Genomic DNA, 17,017 nt, shown 5'->3' with positions numbered 1-17,017 from the left:
AGCGGTCGCGGACTCGGTCAGAGAATGGCGCCCGTTGATTTGTAATGTTCAATGCGTTCCCAGTCGATCCCGGCCTCGAGCAGCACCTCCTCGGTGTGCTGGCCGTGTTCGGGCGCACCGTCAGGGACGACGTGTTCCTCGTCGAACTGAACAGGATTAACGGGCATGCGGTAGGGCGCACCGCTCATCGTCGTCATGGTCGGGATGTACCCGTTGGCGACGACAGCCGCGTCCTCGGGCAGCTCGCTCGGTGACTGGACAGGTCCCCATGCGCCGGACAACGGCGCGAGCACTGCGCGCCATTCCGACAGCGTCTTGGCGGCAAACACGTCGTCGAGGAGTGCGATCAGTTCCACGCGGTTGGCAAAGCGTGCCGCCCCGTCGCTGAAACGGACGTCGTCGATGAGATCGGTCAGGCCGATCAGTGTCATGAACTCGGCGTAGAAGCGGTCGGCTTGCAACATCATCAGATTGACGTACCGGCCGTCCTGGGTGCGGTAGTTGCCTGCGAGTGGATTGGGGGCATCCGCATGACCGAAGGTGGGGATCGGGTCGTCCGCGTAGAGATAACTTGTCGTGATATCGGGGGTGATGTTGTACGCCGCGAGTGCCAGCAGCGACACGTCGACAATCGACGTCTGCCCCGTGGCCTTTCTCTTGTACAACGCGGCGGCGATGCCGCCGGCGATGGTCATGCCGCCGAGGAGGTCGCCGAACGCGGCGCGCGGCAAGACCAGGTCACTGTCGGGACCAGTGAGCGCCATCCCGATTCCCCCGCGTGCCCAGTACGAAACACCGTCGAACCCTGGCCGATCACGGTCTTCACCGAGCGGTCCATAGCCGGAGCCCCGCACGTAGACGATGTCGGGGTTCGCGGCTCGGATATCGGCGACGTCAATGGCAAAACTGGTGCGTCGACTCGGCAGGTAGCTGGTGAGGAAGACATCGCAGGTCTTGGCGAGTTCGTGCACGACCTGCTGCCCGTCGGGGTTCCGCAGGTCCACACCGATTGATTTCTTACCCCGGTTAGGCATCTCGATCATGTAGTTGACGCCGCCGGCGCCCGCCGGTACCAGGCCCATCGAGACGAGCCCGCGCTGCGGGTCTCCGCCGTCCCGCGGCTCGACCTTGATGACTTCGGCGCCCCACTCCGCGAGCACCGCGCCGGCGGAAGGCACGAACGTCCACGCCGCGACTTCGAGCACACGAACGCCGGCCAGCACGTCATTGACGCTCATTCGGCACTCTCATCAGCGCGCGGCACCGTCGGTTGGACCTCGACCAGGCGCAGATGGACGGACGGAGGAAATTCCAACATGGTTTGCAGCACCCTGGCGACATCGTCGGGCTGCAGCATCGACATGTGCCGCAGCACACCGAAGCGAGACCACGATTCGATCATCGGTGCGATGTCGGCCTCCGTCCACCCCTCGGAATAACCCGTCACGGTGTGGCCCGGTCGGACAACGGAAGCACGAACGCCGGTGCCTTCCAGTTCCCCGTGCAGGACAGAAACCCACGCTTCCAGCGCGTGCTTCGATGCGGAGTAGGCCGCCATGTAGGGACGTGGCGGGCCGCCCACGGTCTCCGAGCTGACGAAAATCAGGTCACCACGACCCCGGTCCACCATCGCCGGCGCCAACGCAGCGGTGATCGCCTGCGCACCAAGGAAATTCACGCCGATCGTGTTCATCAGGGCGTGGGCGTCGGAGGAGATCGCGGCCAGGGGTTTGGACTGTCCCGCGTTGGAAACCAGGGCGTCGACGGGGCCAAGGTGGTTCTGCACTGCGTCAACGAATGTGGCGATCGAATCGCCATCAGCGACGTCGAGCGGGAGCGCGCATACCCGCGCGCCCTGCCCACGCAGTTGTTTTGCCAGCACCTCACAGTCTTCAACTCGCCGTGCCCCCATCGCGACCGCATGGCCGGCGAGCGCCAGGCGCTCGGCGGTGGCTCGACCGATTCCTGAAGACGCACCCGTCACGATCACCGTGCGCGGATCATCCGCCGCAGCGACAGGCTCCGCATGGACGTTTGTCATTAGATTTCCTCACACGATAAGGCGCTTTCGCTCACCTGGATTGACTTGGGCGACTCTGGCGGCAACGGCGTCTCTCCCCCGCGGGTCGTTCCCAAGACGGCCATGTTAAGCACGTGCTTAACACATGATGCGCGCCAACGTCAATGTTTCGCCGCCGGCCGGTGGGGGCCTGAATCCCTTGAGAGAGTTCGCTGAAAACCTTCCCTTCCTGTTAAGCGCATGCTTAAACTCTCGGCACGGGTAGCCCCGGTTAAACGGAGAGGAATCGAATGCCCGGCTTGGCCAATCGCGCACGAATCGTCGCCGCCACCAGCGCGAGGTCCGGGTTGGATCGGTGAGAATTCTGCTGCGCCCGCTCGTCGGATTGCTCACCGTCGCAGGCCTATTCGGCGTTGTCGGCTTGGCTGCCGCAGCGTTCCGTGGTGACTTCGTCGCCTCGGATCCCATCATTGTTCTAGCGCCGCGGGCTGGACTGGTTCTCAATCCCGGCGCGAAGGTGAAGCTGCACGAAGTGCAGGTGGGAAGCGTCTCGTCGATCGACGACCGTTCCGACGGGCAGGCGGTCATTCGGCTTGCTATCGCACCGGATCAGCTGCGACACATCCCCGCAGACGTCGGGGTGGAGATCACTTCAAGCACTGTCTTTGGTGCGAAATCGGTTGATTTCATCGTGCCGGAGCGGCCATCGGCCCAACGGCTGAGGTCTGGCCAGACGTTGGCAGCTAGCCACGTCGTGGTCGAAGTGAACACGGTCTTTCAACGCCTCACGTCGGTGTTGTCTGCAATCGACCCGGCGAAGCTGAACGAAACTCTGGGGGCGTTGTCGTCGGCACTGAATGGTCGTGGCGCAACACTTGGTGAGTCGGTGACCGCCCTGGACGAGTTCTTGACTCGCATCCAGCCGAGCATCCCGGCATTGCGCCACGACATCGCGACGGCGCCATCGGTGTTACGCACCTACGCAGACGCCGCAGGCGACATCTTTGCTTCGGTGGACAATGCGACGCGGATCAGCGGAAGCATTGTTGACAAGCAGACGGAGCTGGACTCGCTGCTGGTCGGTCTGATCGGGCTGTCGGACCTCGGAACCCAGGTTGTTACCGAAAACGCCGACGCCCTCACCGAGGTCTTGCGCCTGCTGGTTTCGACGACTTCCCTGACAAATCAATACCACGAGGCGCTGACCTGCCTGGGGGGCGGCTTGAACGTGATGGCCCATAGCGATCCGTTCCCGGTGCCGGGGGCCATGGTGCTCGCCGGATTCACTTTCGGCATGGAGCGCTTCCGCTTTCCGGGAGACCTTCCCAAAGTCGCCGCGACCGGTGGCCCTCAATGTGTCGGGCTTCCCCTCATCCCCTTCGGCGTGCATCCACCGTACGTGGTAGCCGACGTGGGTACCAATCCGTGGAAGTACGGAAACCAGGGTCTGCTACTGAATTCCGATGGCCTCAAACAGCTCCTGTTCGGCCCGATCGACGGGCCGCCGCGAAACACCCTCGAGATCGGGCACCCAGGATGAGGAGTGCGGCCGTCAAGGTCTTCGCTTTCGTCGCCACGATGACGGTGGCAACGGCGTTCTTGTTCATGGTGTTCGGGCAAGAACGTGGCGGTACTGTCAACGAGTATTCGGCGGTCTTCTCCGACGTTTCCGACCTGAAGTCGGGTGATTCGGTGCGGTTCGCCGGCATCCGGATCGGGACCGTACGGTCTGTGTCGCTTCAACAGAACACCGATGTCATCGTGTCCTTCGACGCAGATCGTGATGTAGCCCTGACCCAGGGCACCCGACTTGCTGTGCGGTACTTAAACCTTGTGGGGGACCGTTACCTCGAGATCGTCGACGAACCCGGTTCGACGCGCCTGCTACCCGCCGGCAGCCAAATTCCGAAACAACGGACCGTTCCCGCGCTGGACCTCGACCTGCTCCTTGGCGGACTCAAGCCCGTGATCCGAGGCCTGAATCCACAAGACGTGAATGCGTTGACGGCGTCGCTGCTGGATATCTTTCAGGATCAGGGCGCCTCGACCGCGTCCCTGATGGCCAGAGTCGCTTCATTCTCGAACACGTTGGCAGACAATGGTCAGACTGTTCAGGCCGTCATCGAGCGCTTACGAGACGGCTTATCAACGGTGGCGGCCCGCGGGGATGAATTCTCGGCGACTCTGGATCGGATGCAACGGCTCGTTACCGAACTCACCAACCAGAAGGATCCGATCGCCGACGCTATCGACGCCCTGGATCACGGCACAGCGACGGTGGCCGACCTTTTGAATACCGCGCGGCCACCGCTGGCCGGCACGGTCAATGAGCTCAGTCGGCTGGCCCCGATTCTGGATGGCCAAAAAGATCGCCTACAGACCGCTATTCAGAAGGCGCCGGAGAACTACCGGAAACTGATACGGATCGGGTCGTACGGCAGCTTCGTCAACTACTACATATGCGGAGTCAGTGTGCGAGTCACCGATCTGCAGGGACGCACCGCCGTGTTCCCGTGGTTCCAGCAAGATACAGGAAGGTGTACCGAGCCCTGATGTTGAAGTACCGTCAACCCAAACTCATTCGGGTGGGGATCATCGGGGTAGTCCTGTGTCTGCTGATCATTGCCGTCGGCCTTGCCCCTGAGCGATTGATCTCTCTGGCCACCGCTGCGCAGTATCGTGCGCTGTTCGCCGATGCCGCCGGCCTGACTACCGGAAACGATGTCAGAATCTCCGGTGTCAAAGTGGGAACCGTGACAAAGGTCAGCTTGCAGGGGCTCGACGCACTGGTGTCGTTCACCGTGGAAAGACGCCTCCCACTTGGTTCCGAAACCACAGCCCACATCACCACGGGCACTCTGCTCGGGCAGCGGGTATTGAAAATCGAGCCGGCCGGTCGGGGAGTGATGGACACTCAACAGGTAATTCCTATGACACGTACGTCCTCACCGTATTCACTCACGCAGGCGGTCGACGAGTTGACCACAAACACCGCAGGTACCGATACGGACGCACTGAATCGTGCCTTGGACACACTGGCCACGACGATCGATAACGTTGCACCGCAACTCAAACCGACATTTGAGGGTTTGACTCGGTTATCGCAGACGATCAATGAACGGGACCGGGCCCTTGACGATCTGCTGACGAGTGCCTCAGATGTGACGGGGGTGCTGGCCCAACGCACCGACCAAGTGAACACACTGATACTCGACGCCAATGAACTGTTGGGGGTTCTGGTATCGCGCCGTGAAGCAATTGTCCAACTGCTGGCCAACACCTCGGCCGTCGCACAGCAACTCACAGGACTCGTCCACGACAACCGAGAGAAATTGGGGCCGGCCCTGGACAAGTTGAACTCGGTGCTGCGTATGCTCGAAGCCAACCGAGACGCTATCGACGTGGCGCTGCCGCGGCTGTCGAAATACATGATCACGCTCGGTGAAACCGTCTCGAGCGGCCACTACTACATGGCCTTCGTTCCCAATCTCGCCTTGGGCGCACTCACCCAGCCATTCTTCGACTATGCATTCGGATTGCGCCGGGGTACCGACGCCGGCCAACCACCCGATAATGCCGGTCCTCGTGCCGAACTTCCCCTCCCGCGCAACGGGATACCGCAGGCACCGCGATGACCCAGCGAAAACGGATCACACGCAGCCTGACGTTCGTTGTCCTCGCGTCGATGGTGATAGCAGGTTTGTGGCTGGTGCGTCAGGAACGCGAGAAACCCAAGACGATCACGGCGTACTTCGCTTCAGCGGTGGGGATTTACACCGGTGACGAGGTTCGGGTCGCAGGAGTCAAGGTCGGCACGGTGCTGGACACCCAGCCCGAGGGGGCCCGCGCCAAACTGACCCTGAGCCTGCAGCGCGACGTGCCGGTTCCGGCCGATGCCAGGGCAGTCATCGTGGCACAAAATCTGGTTTCGGCTCGATACGTGCAACTCGCGGCCAAACCGTCACCAGGGGTGGGTGTGATAGCCGACGGTGCGTCCATACCAATCGAGCGGACAGCAGTGCCGGTGGAATGGGATCAGGTCAAGGAGCAGTTGAACCGTCTCGCAACAGAACTCGCGCCTAAAGACGGCGCGCCGAGCTCGTCGTTGGCCCGGTTCATCGATAGCAGCGCTTCGGCGATGGATGGCAAAGGCGCCGCGCTGCACGACACTTTGACTCAGTTGTCCTCTCTCGGGAGACTACTCGCGGCCAAGGGCGGCAACATCGTCGATGTGATCACGAACTTGCAGAAGTTCATCGGCGCCTTGAGTCAAAGCAATCAGCAGGTCATGCAGTTTCAGGATCGACTGGCGACGCTCACGAGTGTGCTTGACGGCAGCAAGTCGAATCTGGACGCCGCGTTGAAAAACCTGTCTGAAGCAGTGGTGACAGTGCAGGAATTCGTCGCCGACACCCGCGACAGAGCCGACGAGCAGATCAAACGCCTGGCATCGGTGACACAGATCCTGGTCGACAAGCGGATGGACGTGGAGCAGGTTTTGCACGTGGCTCCCAACGCAATTGCCAACACCTACAACATGTTCGATCCCCAGCTGGGCACCGCGACCGGGGTGTTCACGCTGGCCAACCTCGCGAATCCCGTTCAATTTCTGTGCGGGTCGATCGGTGCCATGGGAAACGTGACCGCTCCTGAGACCGCCAAACTCTGCGCGCAATACCTCGGGCCGGCCCTCAGGACGATGAACTTCAACGCGATACCTATCCCGGTGAATCCCTTCCTGGCGAAGACTCCCGCCCCGGACCAATTGATCTATACCGATCCGAAGCTGATGCCGGGGGCGCAGCAGGCTTCGCCCACCGACCTTCCCGCCAGCGCACCTCCCGTCGCCGCTTCGGTCGACATGCCCCATTCACTGCCGGAAATGTTGATGCCCGGGCCGTCAGCCCCATCAACCGACGCTAACAATCCGCCTGCCGCGTTGCCGGCAGAGCAGGGGGCACGATGACGCCGGCCCGGTGGATCTCGCGAGCCTGTGCGCTGCTGCTGCTCTGTGTGATCGTGAGCTCCTGCGGGTTCCAGGGACTGAACTCGTTACCCCTGCCGGGGGCGGTCGGCCGTGGCTCCGGGGCGGTGCGCTACGTCGTGGAACTGCGCAATGTCGGCACTTTGGAGCCGAACTCGCCCGTGATGCTCGATGACGTTGTGGTCGGCAGCGTCACCTCGATGCGGGTGCGCAACCGCCAGGCGGAAGTGAGCATTTCCGTGCGCCCGGACGTCGTTGTGCCGGCCAACGCACGTGCCAGCGTCGGACAGACGAGTTTGCTCGGGTCAATGCATCTTGCGCTTGACCCCCCAGTTGGTGAAGCGCCGCAGGGACGGCTCGAGCGGGGTGCAACGATACCGCTCTCGATCTCCTCCACCTACCCCTCCACCGAGCAAACGCTGGCGTCGGTGGCGGCGGTGGTGACAACAGGCGGACTCGGCCAGATCGGCGATGTGATCCACAATCTGAACATCGCGTTAGCGGGCAGGGGACCCCAACTGCGGGATCTCCTCAACCGGCTGAACGATCTCATGGCAGTCTTTGACGGCCAACGTCAAGACATTGTCGAGACGATTCACCAGATGGATCGAATCGCGTCGGTCTTCGCAGACCAGCGGCATTCCGTCGAGCAAGCCCTCAAAGCCCTTCCACCTGCGCTCGATGTTCTTCTCAAGGAACGTCCTCGGTTCACCACGGCGCTAGACAAGCTACGTGTATTCAGCAACGCGACGTCAACCCTGGTCAATGCGATCCAGGGCGATCTGGTCGAGAACTTGAAAAACCTGGAACCCACACTTCGCGCCCTGGCTGACGTGGGCCCCGACCTGGATACGGCGCTAGCGTACGCCACCGTTTTCCCGTTGGGCCAGAACACAATCGACCGCGCCATCAGGGGCGACTACCTGAACCTTTTCGTGGTCGCCGATCTGACAGTGAACAGATTCAAACGATCGCTATTCCTCGGAACCAGGTGGGGCAACGAGAACCTCGATCTGGTACCCGCTCCGGGTGACCCGGGTTACGACGCCTACTACACCAAAAACCCTCTGGGCGTGGGCGTTACCCCGCCACCGATTCCCGCTGCGGTACCGCCGGGTGAAGGCACACAGCCGCCTGAGGCGAGTACGCCGGCACCGCCCCCGGCGGCCACGAGCGGTGGTGGTTGATGTTCACCCGCTTGGTCAGAATCCAGTTGATCATCTTCACCATCGCGTCGATCGTGGGCGTTCTGGTGATGTTGTTCGTATACATGCGCGTTCCCACGCTGGTAGGCATTGGCCACTTGACGGTGAAGGTCGAAATGCCCCGTGCGGCCGGACTTTACCGGATGGGAAACGTCACTTACCGGGGCATACAAATCGGTACGGTCACGAATGTGTCGGCGACCGACGACGGCGCGGTCGCGACACTGTCTCTGCCGCGATCGATTCAGATTCCGACAGCGTTGACCGTGCATGTGCGTTCGATGTCGGCGGTGGGCGAGCAGTACGTCGACTTGCAGCCCAAGAACGAGAACCCCCCGTTCCTGGCCGACGGTGCAACAATTCCGGAGCGCGACGTCGTGCTGCCGGTCCAAACCGGACCGATGCTGGACCAGGTGAACAACCTTGTCCAAAGCATTCCCAAAGATCAATTCCATTCGCTCTTGGACGAGTCATTCACCGCCTTCGACGGCACAGGTTACGACCTGGGTTCGCTGATCGACTCAGGGCACAAGATCACCGGCGATCTGAACTCCCTCGCCGACAAGGGTTCAGCGTTGGTCGAGGACATGTCCATCTTCCTCGATGGGCAAGCGCAGACGGCGGACTCGATCACGACATGGACCCACAGCCTTGCCGGGGTCACCGGTCAGATCGTTGACAATGACCCGCAGATCCGATCCATCCTTGATCAGGGGCCCGGGTTCACCGATCAGGTCAGCCGCCTGTTGAATCAGGTGAAACCGACCCTGCCGGTGCTGCTCGCGAACTTGACGACACTGGGTCAAGTCGGTGTGATGTATCGGCCCGGGCTTGAGCAACTCCTGGTGCTTGTGCCGCCTGCTGCCGCGAATTTTCAGGCCGAGAACCCGACGAAGAACTACACGGGACTGCCGACCGGAGATTTTCGGATACAGCTGGAGGATCCGGTTGGATGCACGGTCGGTTACCTGCCGCAGAGCGAGTGGCGCTCACCTGCGGACACCACCACGGTCGACACGCCAGACGGACTGTATTGCAAACTTCCACAAGATTCGCCGCTGGCGGTCCGAGGTGCGCGCAACTACCCCTGCATGAACGCGCCGGGCAAGCGCGCCCCGACCGTGCAGGAGTGCTACAGCGAGCAGGGCTACCAGCCGCTTGCGCAACGACAACACGCGTTGGGTCCGGCGCCGCTCGACCCCAACCTGTTGGCGCAGGGCGTGCTGCCCGATTCCCGCGTTGATCCACCGCTATTCGGACCGCTACAGGGAACTCCACCTCCACCGGGGGCGAATGCGCCGCAGCCAACTGAAGCGCCACCGAGCCCACCTGGGTTGCCCATGTCCCCCCCACCGACGGAGAACGGGTCGGCACCGGCCAGTTCCACGCAGACATCGGCTGCACCGGCGTCCGCGCGCACCGTTTCCGGTGAGCCATCGGTAGCAGTTACGACGTACGACCCTGCCACGGGGGTGTACATGGCGCCCGATGGAAGCACCGCCACACAGTTGAGCCTGGCGGCCCACCATCCACGCTCATGGAAGGACTTGGTGCTCAATGGTGTTTGATACGACGGCCGCCGCGCCGTCGGTGGGAAGAACGCAGATGCTCCCGATGTCCGCATTAGCGGCCGGAGTTTTCACGATGATCGCGGTCATCACTGCTCAGCCTGCCCAAGCGGAGTACTACTGCAATTCAGCGATAAACGGTCGTTATCAGGCTGTCTCCGACGGACAGTGGGCAAAGACGCGGTATGTCTACCACGACGAGGCGACGGTCTCTTCGGTGTGGACGATCGACTCGGTCTGTCACGACGTGATGAGTTGCACCGGTCGGATTGTCAGCGATCAAGGATGGGTGAATCCGATTGTGTGCAATAGCGGATTGTGGGCTGTCATCCGCACAATTCCCGATTGGCAGCCATGTTCCGACGGTACGACGACGCCGGGCGACCAGCGGATCTCGTTTTACACTGACGCGACGGACAGGTCGAAGTACGTCGGGTGGGACAAGACCATAGGTCCCAGCGGTGGATGTGGCTTGAACCTTCCCCTGACAATAGAAATGCCGTTTCGCCTCACCCCGTTGTCTGGGTGACGGGCAGCGCAGAGCTCAGTCGCGGCGGGGGCCGTCATGTCGTGGCCTTCCATCGCCCACCCGAGGTCTGTGGTGTATGTCGACGGACTCGGAGTCTTCATCGATGAATTGCCGGAAGCGGGGCCGGCGCCCAGTAGCAAGCGACTAGTCCGTGGCGCAGGAGGTAACACATGCACGTAAAGGCAGGGATCTTCAGTCTCACAGCCCCCGGCGGGACCGACGATGACGAATATCTGAAATGGCACCTGCTCGACCACATGCCGGAGCAGTATCAACTACCGGGGATCGTTCTGGGACAACGATGGATAGCCGACGGGCGCTACCTCGATGCGCGGATTGTTTCCCAAGGCTCGCTCGGCAATGTCGGAAATGTGGTCAGCTATCTGGTAACCGATCCCGTCGCACGCACACTCGATGACTTTATGGACCTCGGAGCCCGGTTGAGCGAGGCGGGACGTTATCCGCATCCGCGCCCGGCCCTCCAGGTCGCAGCTTTGCGCCTTCTCGATTGGCATGCCTCACCGACCGCGGTGATTTCGCCCGAGGTTGTGCCCTTTCGCCCGCATCGTGGGGTGGTGGTTATTCTCGAGCAACCCGTTACCGATTCACACGAATGGCTGGGTTGGATTCACACGCAACACCTTCCCGAACTGATGGGGGTCGCGGGCGTTGCGGGGGCATGGATGTTCGGCTCCACAGCGGCTTGGGCGCCCGCCGCACCGATGTGGAGTCGTTCGCGGCAGTACATCACCGTTGTGTACCTCGACAGCGACCCGCTCGCTGCGTCGTCGGCACTCCGGGCAATGATCGAGCAACGGTGGGAGTCAGGAGTCGTTGTCCCGGTGTTCGCGGGGCCGTTGCGATCGATGACCCACTGGGAAGCCTGGCCGTGATTGCCGATCAGTCGGCCGATCTGCGATCCGTCGACATCTCAGCGCCCCTCGGATGCGCTGCGCCGAGCGCCGCGGCCAACTGCGCAGTAGGCCGGATCGTGAATCGAACAGTCTGCGCTTCGGAGACGCTGACCTGAACAGGTGCTGGTACGCCCAACCCAGGACCGGCTCAGAGGTTGAGCGACTGTGTGCGAATCGGCCGGCATGTCCCGCGCGGTGGGTGCCGTGATGCGGCGGTGCTCGCCCGCAGTGGCGCCGACAGACACTGCAACCCATGCTGACCCATGTGCGAGTGGGGTGGGACGCCCAGCCCGACCGACGGTCCGGGATCGGTCTTGACTGGCGGGCGTTGCGGGAAAGGAGAATTCCGCAGTCTGCCTAGGTCGGCCAGACGAGGGGCAGTGTTCGGGGTGCCCGGGGATTGCCGGAGTAGTGCAGGGTCGCGCCAGGCTCGATCTCGTATACCGGAATGCGCTCGTGCCAGGCGGTCAGCGAGACTCCCATTTCCAGCCGGGCGAGGTGGGATCCCAGGCAACGGTGGGCACCGCTGGCGAAGCTCATGTGCGCATTGCGTTTTCGGTCGAGGTCGACTTCGAGTGGATTCGGGAAAGCGTCGGGGTCGAGGTTGGCCGCTGCCCAAGAGACCCACGCCCAGGAGCCGGCGGGTAGTGATGCCCCGCTAGGCAACGTGACGTCGTCGGTGACGAGTCGGTAGGCCGCGGTGACCGGCGACTCGAAACGCATGAGTTCCTCGACGGCGGTAGATACCAGTTGTGGCTCGGCAACGAGGCGCTCGCGATGCTGGGGGGTGCGGGCGAAGTAACTTAGAATGCATCCCAGCGACGATGCGATCGTATCCAAACCGGCGAGCAGAAGCATGCCCAGGATATCGAGTACTTCGGGCCGGGTCAGCCGGTCTCCGTCGACCTCGGTAGAGAGCAGCCAGCCGATCATGTCGTCCCTCGGCTCAGATTCGGTTTCACGCGCGTCGAGGTCGCGGTTGAAATAGCCCTGAATCCACTGCACCGCTTCGGCGACGTTGGCGACGCGTTCGTCTTCGGGCACGTCGGTCTGACTATCACTGAGGATGAGGTGTTTGAATCGGAGGAACTCGGCGTGATCCTCCATCGGCAGGCCCATGATCGACAAAAAGATCAATGAGGGGAGCGGCTCGCACCATTCGTTGAACGCGTCGGCGGCACCACGGTCGACGAAGCCGTCGATGAGCTCGTGGGCTTGGATACGCACCTTGTCGGCGAGCAGAGCTACTTGTCTGGGGGCGAACACCGGATCGAGCAGTTTGCGGTACTTTCGGTGCTCTTCCCCATCCAGCCCCAACGGGATGGCGGGCCGGTCGCTGCCGAGATATTTGAAACCCTGCTCGACCGCGGGATGGCGGTTCAGGTAGCGGATGTCGTCCATCCGGAACAGGGCGTAGACGCCTTCTCCCAAGTCGCGGACCGGACATTTCGACGCCAGGTCGATGTAGGTCTGTTGGGGAGCCGTTTTGGAGTGGATCGTGGCCAGTACCGGGTCGGAGAACACGCGAGCCATGGCCGCATACTGCTGCTTGACGTAGTCGTCCATCTTGACGTTCGAGTTACTCATTGGCTGTCTACCCTCCTTGTGAGAAATAGCCGAAGATCCAGTCGGTCAACGGTTTCCGTCGCTTATCCGGTGTATGAGAAGTGCCCGGCATCGATCACCGTTTGGCCCCGCTGATTGTTGGTTTGGAAGGCCGCCCGTCCGTCGCCGAGGTCCCAAAGGTCCACGCGTAGTTCATCGCCTGGGATGACGGGGGCGGAGAAGCGTCCGCCGATCGAGGTGAATCGGTCCGGCTCGGACTTACAGAACGCGTGCAATAAGGCTCGGCCACTGAAGCCAAATGTGCACAGGCCGTGCAGGATCGGTGCATCGAGACCGCCGCGTTGCGCATACTTTGGATCGGAGTGCAGGGGATTGTCATCGCCTGAGAGCCGGTAGAGGAGCGCCTGGTCCCGTCGCGTCTGGTATCTCTTCGTGTAATCGGGTGGGCGGTCTGGAATCACGGCCTTGCCCGAGGGGCCGCGCTCACCCCCCCAGCCGCCCTCACCCTTGATGAAGATCCAATTCCGGTTGATGAACATCGTTTTGCCGGTGCGGATGTCGGTGGAGACCAGTTCAGCTTCCACCAGCGCACCCGAGCCTTTGTCCCAGATGCCGACGATCGTGGCCACGGTGCTGACCGTTCCCTGTGTCGGAATCGGCGTATGCACCTCGGTGACCTGCTGTGCGTGCACAGCCATCGCAAGATCAAAATCACCCACCTTGTCCAGCGCATCGCCGCCGGCGAAGCACGGAAAGCTCGGAACCACCGCGAAGGTGGGCAGCACCTGCTGCGGCCGATCGAGGCTGTTCTCGGTCGTGAATTCGAGTTCGACGGTCGGGTCGTCTGCGCCCGCACCGACGCCGAGCGCGTAGAGTATGCAATCCTTTGCAGTCCAGGATATCTCGACCGGATTGCTGGTAGCCCCGACAGCTTCTGGGCGGATCATGCAGGTGATCCCGTCGCTGCGCGGCCGCGCCCGCAGGGAAGCGATAGAGATGCTGTCCTCACCGGTCGAGCACCACCTCGGCCAGCTGACGCATGTGGTCATCGTTGTCCACCTGCACAATCAACATCGTCACCCCGGATTCCTCCCACTGCTCGATCTCGTCGCGAATGCGCTCGACTGAGCCCACAAGGGAGATGTCGGCGACCATGTCGGCGGTCACCTCACGACATGCCTCCTCAGAACGTCCGGCGGTGTAGAGCTGCTGTATCCGTTCCGCGGGTCCCTCGTAACCCATGCGCGAGAACAGGTCTTTGTGGAAATTCATCTCCTTGGAACCCATTCCGCCGATGTAGAAACCGACCATCGGCTTCATCGATTCCAACGCCGCGTCGCGGTCGTCAGTCACCACAACCTTGCAACTGGCCGCGATCTCGAAGTCGGTGGCGGTGCGACGGGCGCCGCTTCGGGCAAAGCCCTCCTTGAGGGCGGCACGGTAGGTAGGCGCCATCCGTGGCGAGTAGAAGATCGGCATCCATCCGTCGGCGATCTCCGCACACAACGCGATGTTGCGGGGTCCCTCAGCGGCTAGCCAGATCGGCAAGTCGGAGCGCAACGGATGGACGATCGGCTTCAGCGGCGCGCCAAGTCCCAGTGACCCCGCGCCGCGGAACGGGATCGGATAGTGCAGCCCGTCGTTCCGCACTGGTGCGGTCCGGTCGAATACCTGCCGGATTATGTCTATGTATTCGCGGGTTCGGGCAAGTGGCTTGTCGAAGGGTTGGCCGAACCAGCCCTCGACGACGCGTGGGCCGGACACCCCGAGACCGAGGATGTGCCGTCCCCCGGTGAGGTGATCCAGGGTGAGAGCCGTCATCGCCGTCGCCGTCGGGGTCCGCGCGCCGAGAGGAACAATTTGGGTGCCTAGCTGAATCCGGCTGGTCTTTGATCCCCACCACGCCAGCGGCGTGTAGGCGTCGGATCCGTAGTTTTCCGCGGTGAACAAGGCGTGGTACCCGAGTGCTTCCGCCTCGGTCACGGTGGCCTCTACTCCGACAGGGGGGCGCGAGCCCCAAGCGCCAAGCGCAAGGCCGAGTTTCACAATGGCGGTGTGGCTGTGCCGACTTCGGACCGGGTCTTGCCGACCCGTCGCGTCCAGGAGGGAGCCAGGGAACCCGTGGTCATGTCCGAACGGTAACCAGGCAGCCAGGCTGGAGTCAAGTAACTAGTTGCTTCGAGCCTTCGCGTAACGGATCTCGGGTCGCCTGTGTGCTCCCGGGCCGAACGACCCGTAAGAACTCCGGTCTTGCGCATACCCACATTTTAAGCACATGCTTAACTGGTAGCTGTGCTTGTCGACAAGGTTGAACGACCACAAGGAGGAAGAGATTATGGGCACTCTTGATGGGCGGGTCGCCTTCATCACCGGCGCTGCTCGCGGTCAGGGCCGCAGTCACGCAGTCCGCCTCGCCGAGGAGGGCGCCGCGATCATCGCGGTCGACATCTGCGCGCAGATCGATTCGGTGCCTTACCCGATGTCCACCCCGGACGATCTCGACCAAACGGTGAAGGAAGTCGAGAACGTCAATGGCCGAATCGTGGCTATTCAAGCCGACGTGCGTGACCGAGCAAAGATGCGCAGCGCCTACGACGCCGGAACCAAAGAGCTTGGACCCGTTGACATCGTCATCGCAAACGCCGGCATCTGCCCCATGTCCTTCGAGCCGACTGACCAAGAGTACGACGATGTCGTCGACGTCAATCTAAACGGGGTGTACAACACCGTGTGGATGACGATGGCCCCGATGATCGCACGTGGGCGCGGCGGCGCGGTAGTGATTACCAGCTCGGCGGCTGGATTGGTCGGTGCAGCATCTGAACAGCCGGGCCTGATGGGCTATTATGCGGCCAAAACCGGCGTGATTGGGCTGATGCGTTCCCTGGCCAATTACGGTGCGCCGCACAATATCCGCGTCAATTGTGTGGCGCCGACCGGTGTCGCGACGCCGATGATCGTCAACGACTGGCTTCCGGAATATTATGCAGCTAACCCTGGTAAGGGTGCGGCGATGTCGAACGCTTTGCCGGTCAGCATGATTGAGCCGATCGATGTCTCCAATGCTGTCCTTTACCTGGTATCCGACGCCGGGCGCTATGTCACCGGCTCCGTGTTGCCGGTGGATGCGGGCCTTGTGAACAAGCGTTAGCAGCGTCATGGGCACCGTGACACGGGTTGGTTACATCGGCTTGGGAAATCAGGGCGGCCCAATCGCACGCAGGATCGCTCGCGCCGGCTTCCCCTTGACGGTTTGGGCGAGGCGATCCGAGGCCGCGGCGGCGTTCGCCGCGATCGCTGATGTCGTGTCGACGCCCGCCGAGCTCGGCGCAGTGAGCGACGTCGTCGGTATCTGCGTCGTCTCGGATGCGGACGTGAAGGAGGTGCTCCTTGGTCCGCGTGGCGTCATCGCCGGAATGGCGCCCGGTGGTGTCGTGGCCGTGCAGTCCACCGTGCATCCCACAACAGTCACCTGTGTCGCGAAGTACGCGCGAGAACGCGACGTTTTCGTTATCGACGCACCAGTGAGCGGTGGAGCGCAAGCGGCGGAAGCCGGGACGGTGACGGTGTTGGCCGGCGGCGAGTCGGCGCCGATCGAACGGTGTCGCCCGGTGTTTGACAGCTTCGCGGGCAATGTCTTTCATCTTGGCCCGGTGGGCAGCGGCCAGACCGCCAAACTGATTAACAATCTGGTGGTTGCAGCGCACCTCGCGATCGCGGTCGAGGCGTTCGACTTCGCACGCGGGCTAGGCGTTGACCGCAAGGAATTCGCCCGAGTACTCGCCTCTGGCAGCGGGAGCAGTCATGCAGCGACGTTTCTCTCCGAGTGCGGGTTCGACCTCGGGGAGATGTGGCAACACAGTCGACGACTGCTCGCCAAGGACCTCGACATCGTCCTGGATGTCGCCGAGGAATGCGGGGTGGGGGAGCCTCCGGCCGTCGTCGACGCGGCACTCAGTTATCTGAAGGGCAGGTCATGCTGACAGCAATCCAGAGCGCTCAAACGGCGCCAGATGGGGAGTGACATGAGAATCGTCGTGGACCGCACCAAGTGCAGTGGCCATGCGCGCTGCTTTGCGATGGGGCCGCAGATCTACGAACTTGACGACGAGGGCTACAACGCACTGACTGAAAAAGTGGTTCCTCCGGGCCAGGAACAGGATGCCATCGACGGCGCCGCATCCTGTCCTGAGGGCGCTATCACCATCGAATGAGCCCGGCGGGGACGTGG

General features: G+C 62.3%; 16 protein-coding genes. 11 read left to right on the top strand and 5 right to left on the bottom strand.

Annotation, left to right across the window (positions count from 1 at the left end; all coding sequences use genetic code 11):
* Positions 1-17 precede the first annotated feature (17 nt).
* A complete protein-coding gene (locus AB431_RS00835) occupies positions 18-1,238 on the bottom strand; it encodes a CaiB/BaiF CoA-transferase family protein (protein WP_047328344.1) in 1,221 nt (406 codons plus the stop codon).
* On the bottom strand, positions 1,235-1,990 hold the full coding sequence (locus AB431_RS00830; protein WP_158423495.1) for an SDR family NAD(P)-dependent oxidoreductase: 756 nt from the start codon (positions 1,988-1,990) through the stop codon (positions 1,235-1,237). The genes AB431_RS00835 and AB431_RS00830 overlap by 4 nt, the downstream gene beginning before the upstream one ends.
* Before the next feature lie 385 nt (positions 1,991-2,375).
* On the opposite strand from AB431_RS00830, the gene AB431_RS00825 reads away from it, so the two are divergent.
* From AB431_RS00825 to AB431_RS00790, 8 genes are all read left to right on the top strand, one after another.
* Complete coding sequence (locus tag AB431_RS00825) at positions 2,376-3,560, top strand: MCE family protein (RefSeq protein WP_047328342.1); 1,185 nt, start codon at positions 2,376-2,378, stop codon at positions 3,558-3,560.
* 38 nt (positions 3,561-3,598) lie between these two features.
* On the top strand, positions 3,599-4,573 hold the full coding sequence (locus tag AB431_RS00820; protein ID WP_235435795.1) for an MCE family protein: 975 nt from the start codon (positions 3,599-3,601) through the stop codon (positions 4,571-4,573).
* A complete protein-coding gene (locus AB431_RS00815) occupies positions 4,573-5,655 on the top strand; it encodes an MCE family protein (protein WP_047332941.1) in 1,083 nt (360 codons plus the stop codon). The genes AB431_RS00820 and AB431_RS00815 overlap by 1 nt, the downstream gene beginning before the upstream one ends.
* Positions 5,652-6,986 carry an MCE family protein gene (locus tag AB431_RS00810; RefSeq protein WP_052960142.1) on the top strand — a complete coding sequence of 445 codons (1,335 nt, stop codon included), beginning with the start codon at positions 5,652-5,654 and terminating at the stop codon, positions 6,984-6,986. The genes AB431_RS00815 and AB431_RS00810 overlap by 4 nt, the downstream gene beginning before the upstream one ends.
* Complete coding sequence (locus AB431_RS00805) at positions 6,983-8,191, top strand: MCE family protein (RefSeq protein ID WP_052960141.1); 1,209 nt, start codon at positions 6,983-6,985, stop codon at positions 8,189-8,191. The genes AB431_RS00810 and AB431_RS00805 overlap by 4 nt, the downstream gene beginning before the upstream one ends.
* Positions 8,191-9,777 carry an MCE family protein gene (locus AB431_RS00800; protein ID WP_047328340.1) on the top strand — a complete coding sequence of 529 codons (1,587 nt, stop codon included), beginning with the start codon at positions 8,191-8,193 and terminating at the stop codon, positions 9,775-9,777. Before AB431_RS00805 ends, AB431_RS00800 begins: the two co-directional genes overlap by 1 nt.
* A complete protein-coding gene (locus AB431_RS00795) occupies positions 9,767-10,306 on the top strand; it encodes a hypothetical protein (RefSeq protein WP_235435794.1) in 540 nt (179 codons plus the stop codon). Before AB431_RS00800 ends, AB431_RS00795 begins: the two co-directional genes overlap by 11 nt.
* A gap of 170 nt (positions 10,307-10,476) precedes the next feature.
* Positions 10,477-11,199, top strand: a complete 723-nt coding sequence (locus AB431_RS00790; RefSeq protein WP_047328339.1) for a hypothetical protein — start codon at positions 10,477-10,479, stop codon at positions 11,197-11,199.
* Between the two features lie 378 nt (positions 11,200-11,577).
* Here the strand turns inward: AB431_RS00790 and AB431_RS00785 are convergent, their stop codons facing one another.
* The 3 genes from AB431_RS00785 to AB431_RS00775 all read right to left on the bottom strand — a co-directional run bounded on the left by AB431_RS00785 (position 11,578) and on the right by AB431_RS00775 (position 14,832).
* The gene (locus AB431_RS00785) at positions 11,578-12,807 is read right to left on the bottom strand and encodes a cytochrome P450 (RefSeq protein WP_052960139.1); all 1,230 of its coding nucleotides are present in this window, start codon (positions 12,805-12,807) and stop codon (positions 11,578-11,580) included.
* Positions 12,808-12,869: 62 nt separating this feature from the next.
* The gene (locus AB431_RS00780) at positions 12,870-13,835 is read right to left on the bottom strand and encodes a MaoC/PaaZ C-terminal domain-containing protein (protein WP_200902680.1); all 966 of its coding nucleotides are present in this window, start codon (positions 13,833-13,835) and stop codon (positions 12,870-12,872) included.
* A complete protein-coding gene (locus AB431_RS00775) occupies positions 13,792-14,832 on the bottom strand; it encodes an LLM class F420-dependent oxidoreductase (RefSeq protein ID WP_047328338.1) in 1,041 nt (346 codons plus the stop codon). The genes AB431_RS00780 and AB431_RS00775 overlap by 44 nt, the downstream gene beginning before the upstream one ends.
* Before the next feature lie 289 nt (positions 14,833-15,121).
* On the opposite strand from AB431_RS00775, the gene AB431_RS00770 reads away from it, so the two are divergent.
* From AB431_RS00770 to AB431_RS00760, 3 genes are read left to right on the top strand one after another with little or no spacing between them, the layout of a single operon-like run.
* Entirely contained in the window at positions 15,122-15,937 is an 816-nt protein-coding gene (locus AB431_RS00770) for a mycofactocin-coupled SDR family oxidoreductase (protein ID WP_047328337.1), read from the top strand.
* A gap of 7 nt (positions 15,938-15,944) precedes the next feature.
* Positions 15,945-16,769 carry an NAD(P)-dependent oxidoreductase gene (locus tag AB431_RS00765; RefSeq protein WP_047328336.1) on the top strand — a complete coding sequence of 275 codons (825 nt, stop codon included), beginning with the start codon at positions 15,945-15,947 and terminating at the stop codon, positions 16,767-16,769.
* 42 nt (positions 16,770-16,811) lie between these two features.
* A complete protein-coding gene (locus tag AB431_RS00760) occupies positions 16,812-17,000 on the top strand; it encodes a ferredoxin (protein ID WP_047332935.1) in 189 nt (62 codons plus the stop codon).
* The last annotated feature ends 17 nt before the right edge of the window (positions 17,001-17,017 follow it).

The sequence above is a fragment of the Mycobacterium sp. EPa45 genome (assembly GCF_001021385.1).
In the GTDB taxonomy this organism is placed as follows: Bacteria; Actinomycetota; Actinomycetes; order Mycobacteriales; family Mycobacteriaceae; genus Mycobacterium.
This window is presented reverse-complemented; position numbering and strand designations above follow the sequence as displayed.

Coding starts and splice junctions, on each gene's coding strand:
- AB431_RS00835 (WP_047328344.1), bottom strand. CDS start 1,238: ATGAGCGTCAATGACGTGCTGGCCGGCGTTCGTGTGCTCGAAGTCGCG.
- AB431_RS00820 (WP_235435795.1), top strand. CDS start 3,599: ATGACGGTGGCAACGGCGTTCTTGTTCATGGTGTTCGGGCAAGAACGT.
- AB431_RS00815 (WP_047332941.1), top strand. CDS start 4,573: ATGTTGAAGTACCGTCAACCCAAACTCATTCGGGTGGGGATCATCGGG.
- AB431_RS00810 (WP_052960142.1), top strand. CDS start 5,652: ATGACCCAGCGAAAACGGATCACACGCAGCCTGACGTTCGTTGTCCTC.
- AB431_RS00805 (WP_052960141.1), top strand. CDS start 6,983: ATGACGCCGGCCCGGTGGATCTCGCGAGCCTGTGCGCTGCTGCTGCTC.
- AB431_RS00800 (WP_047328340.1), top strand. CDS start 8,191: ATGTTCACCCGCTTGGTCAGAATCCAGTTGATCATCTTCACCATCGCG.
- AB431_RS00795 (WP_235435794.1), top strand. CDS start 9,767: ATGGTGTTTGATACGACGGCCGCCGCGCCGTCGGTGGGAAGAACGCAG.
- AB431_RS00790 (WP_047328339.1), top strand. CDS start 10,477: ATGCACGTAAAGGCAGGGATCTTCAGTCTCACAGCCCCCGGCGGGACC.
- AB431_RS00785 (WP_052960139.1), bottom strand. CDS start 12,807: ATGAGTAACTCGAACGTCAAGATGGACGACTACGTCAAGCAGCAGTAT.
- AB431_RS00780 (WP_200902680.1), bottom strand. CDS start 13,835: ATGACCACATGCGTCAGCTGGCCGAGGTGGTGCTCGACCGGTGAGGAC.
- AB431_RS00770 (WP_047328337.1), top strand. CDS start 15,122: ATGGGCACTCTTGATGGGCGGGTCGCCTTCATCACCGGCGCTGCTCGC.
- AB431_RS00765 (WP_047328336.1), top strand. CDS start 15,945: ATGGGCACCGTGACACGGGTTGGTTACATCGGCTTGGGAAATCAGGGC.
- AB431_RS00760 (WP_047332935.1), top strand. CDS start 16,812: ATGAGAATCGTCGTGGACCGCACCAAGTGCAGTGGCCATGCGCGCTGC.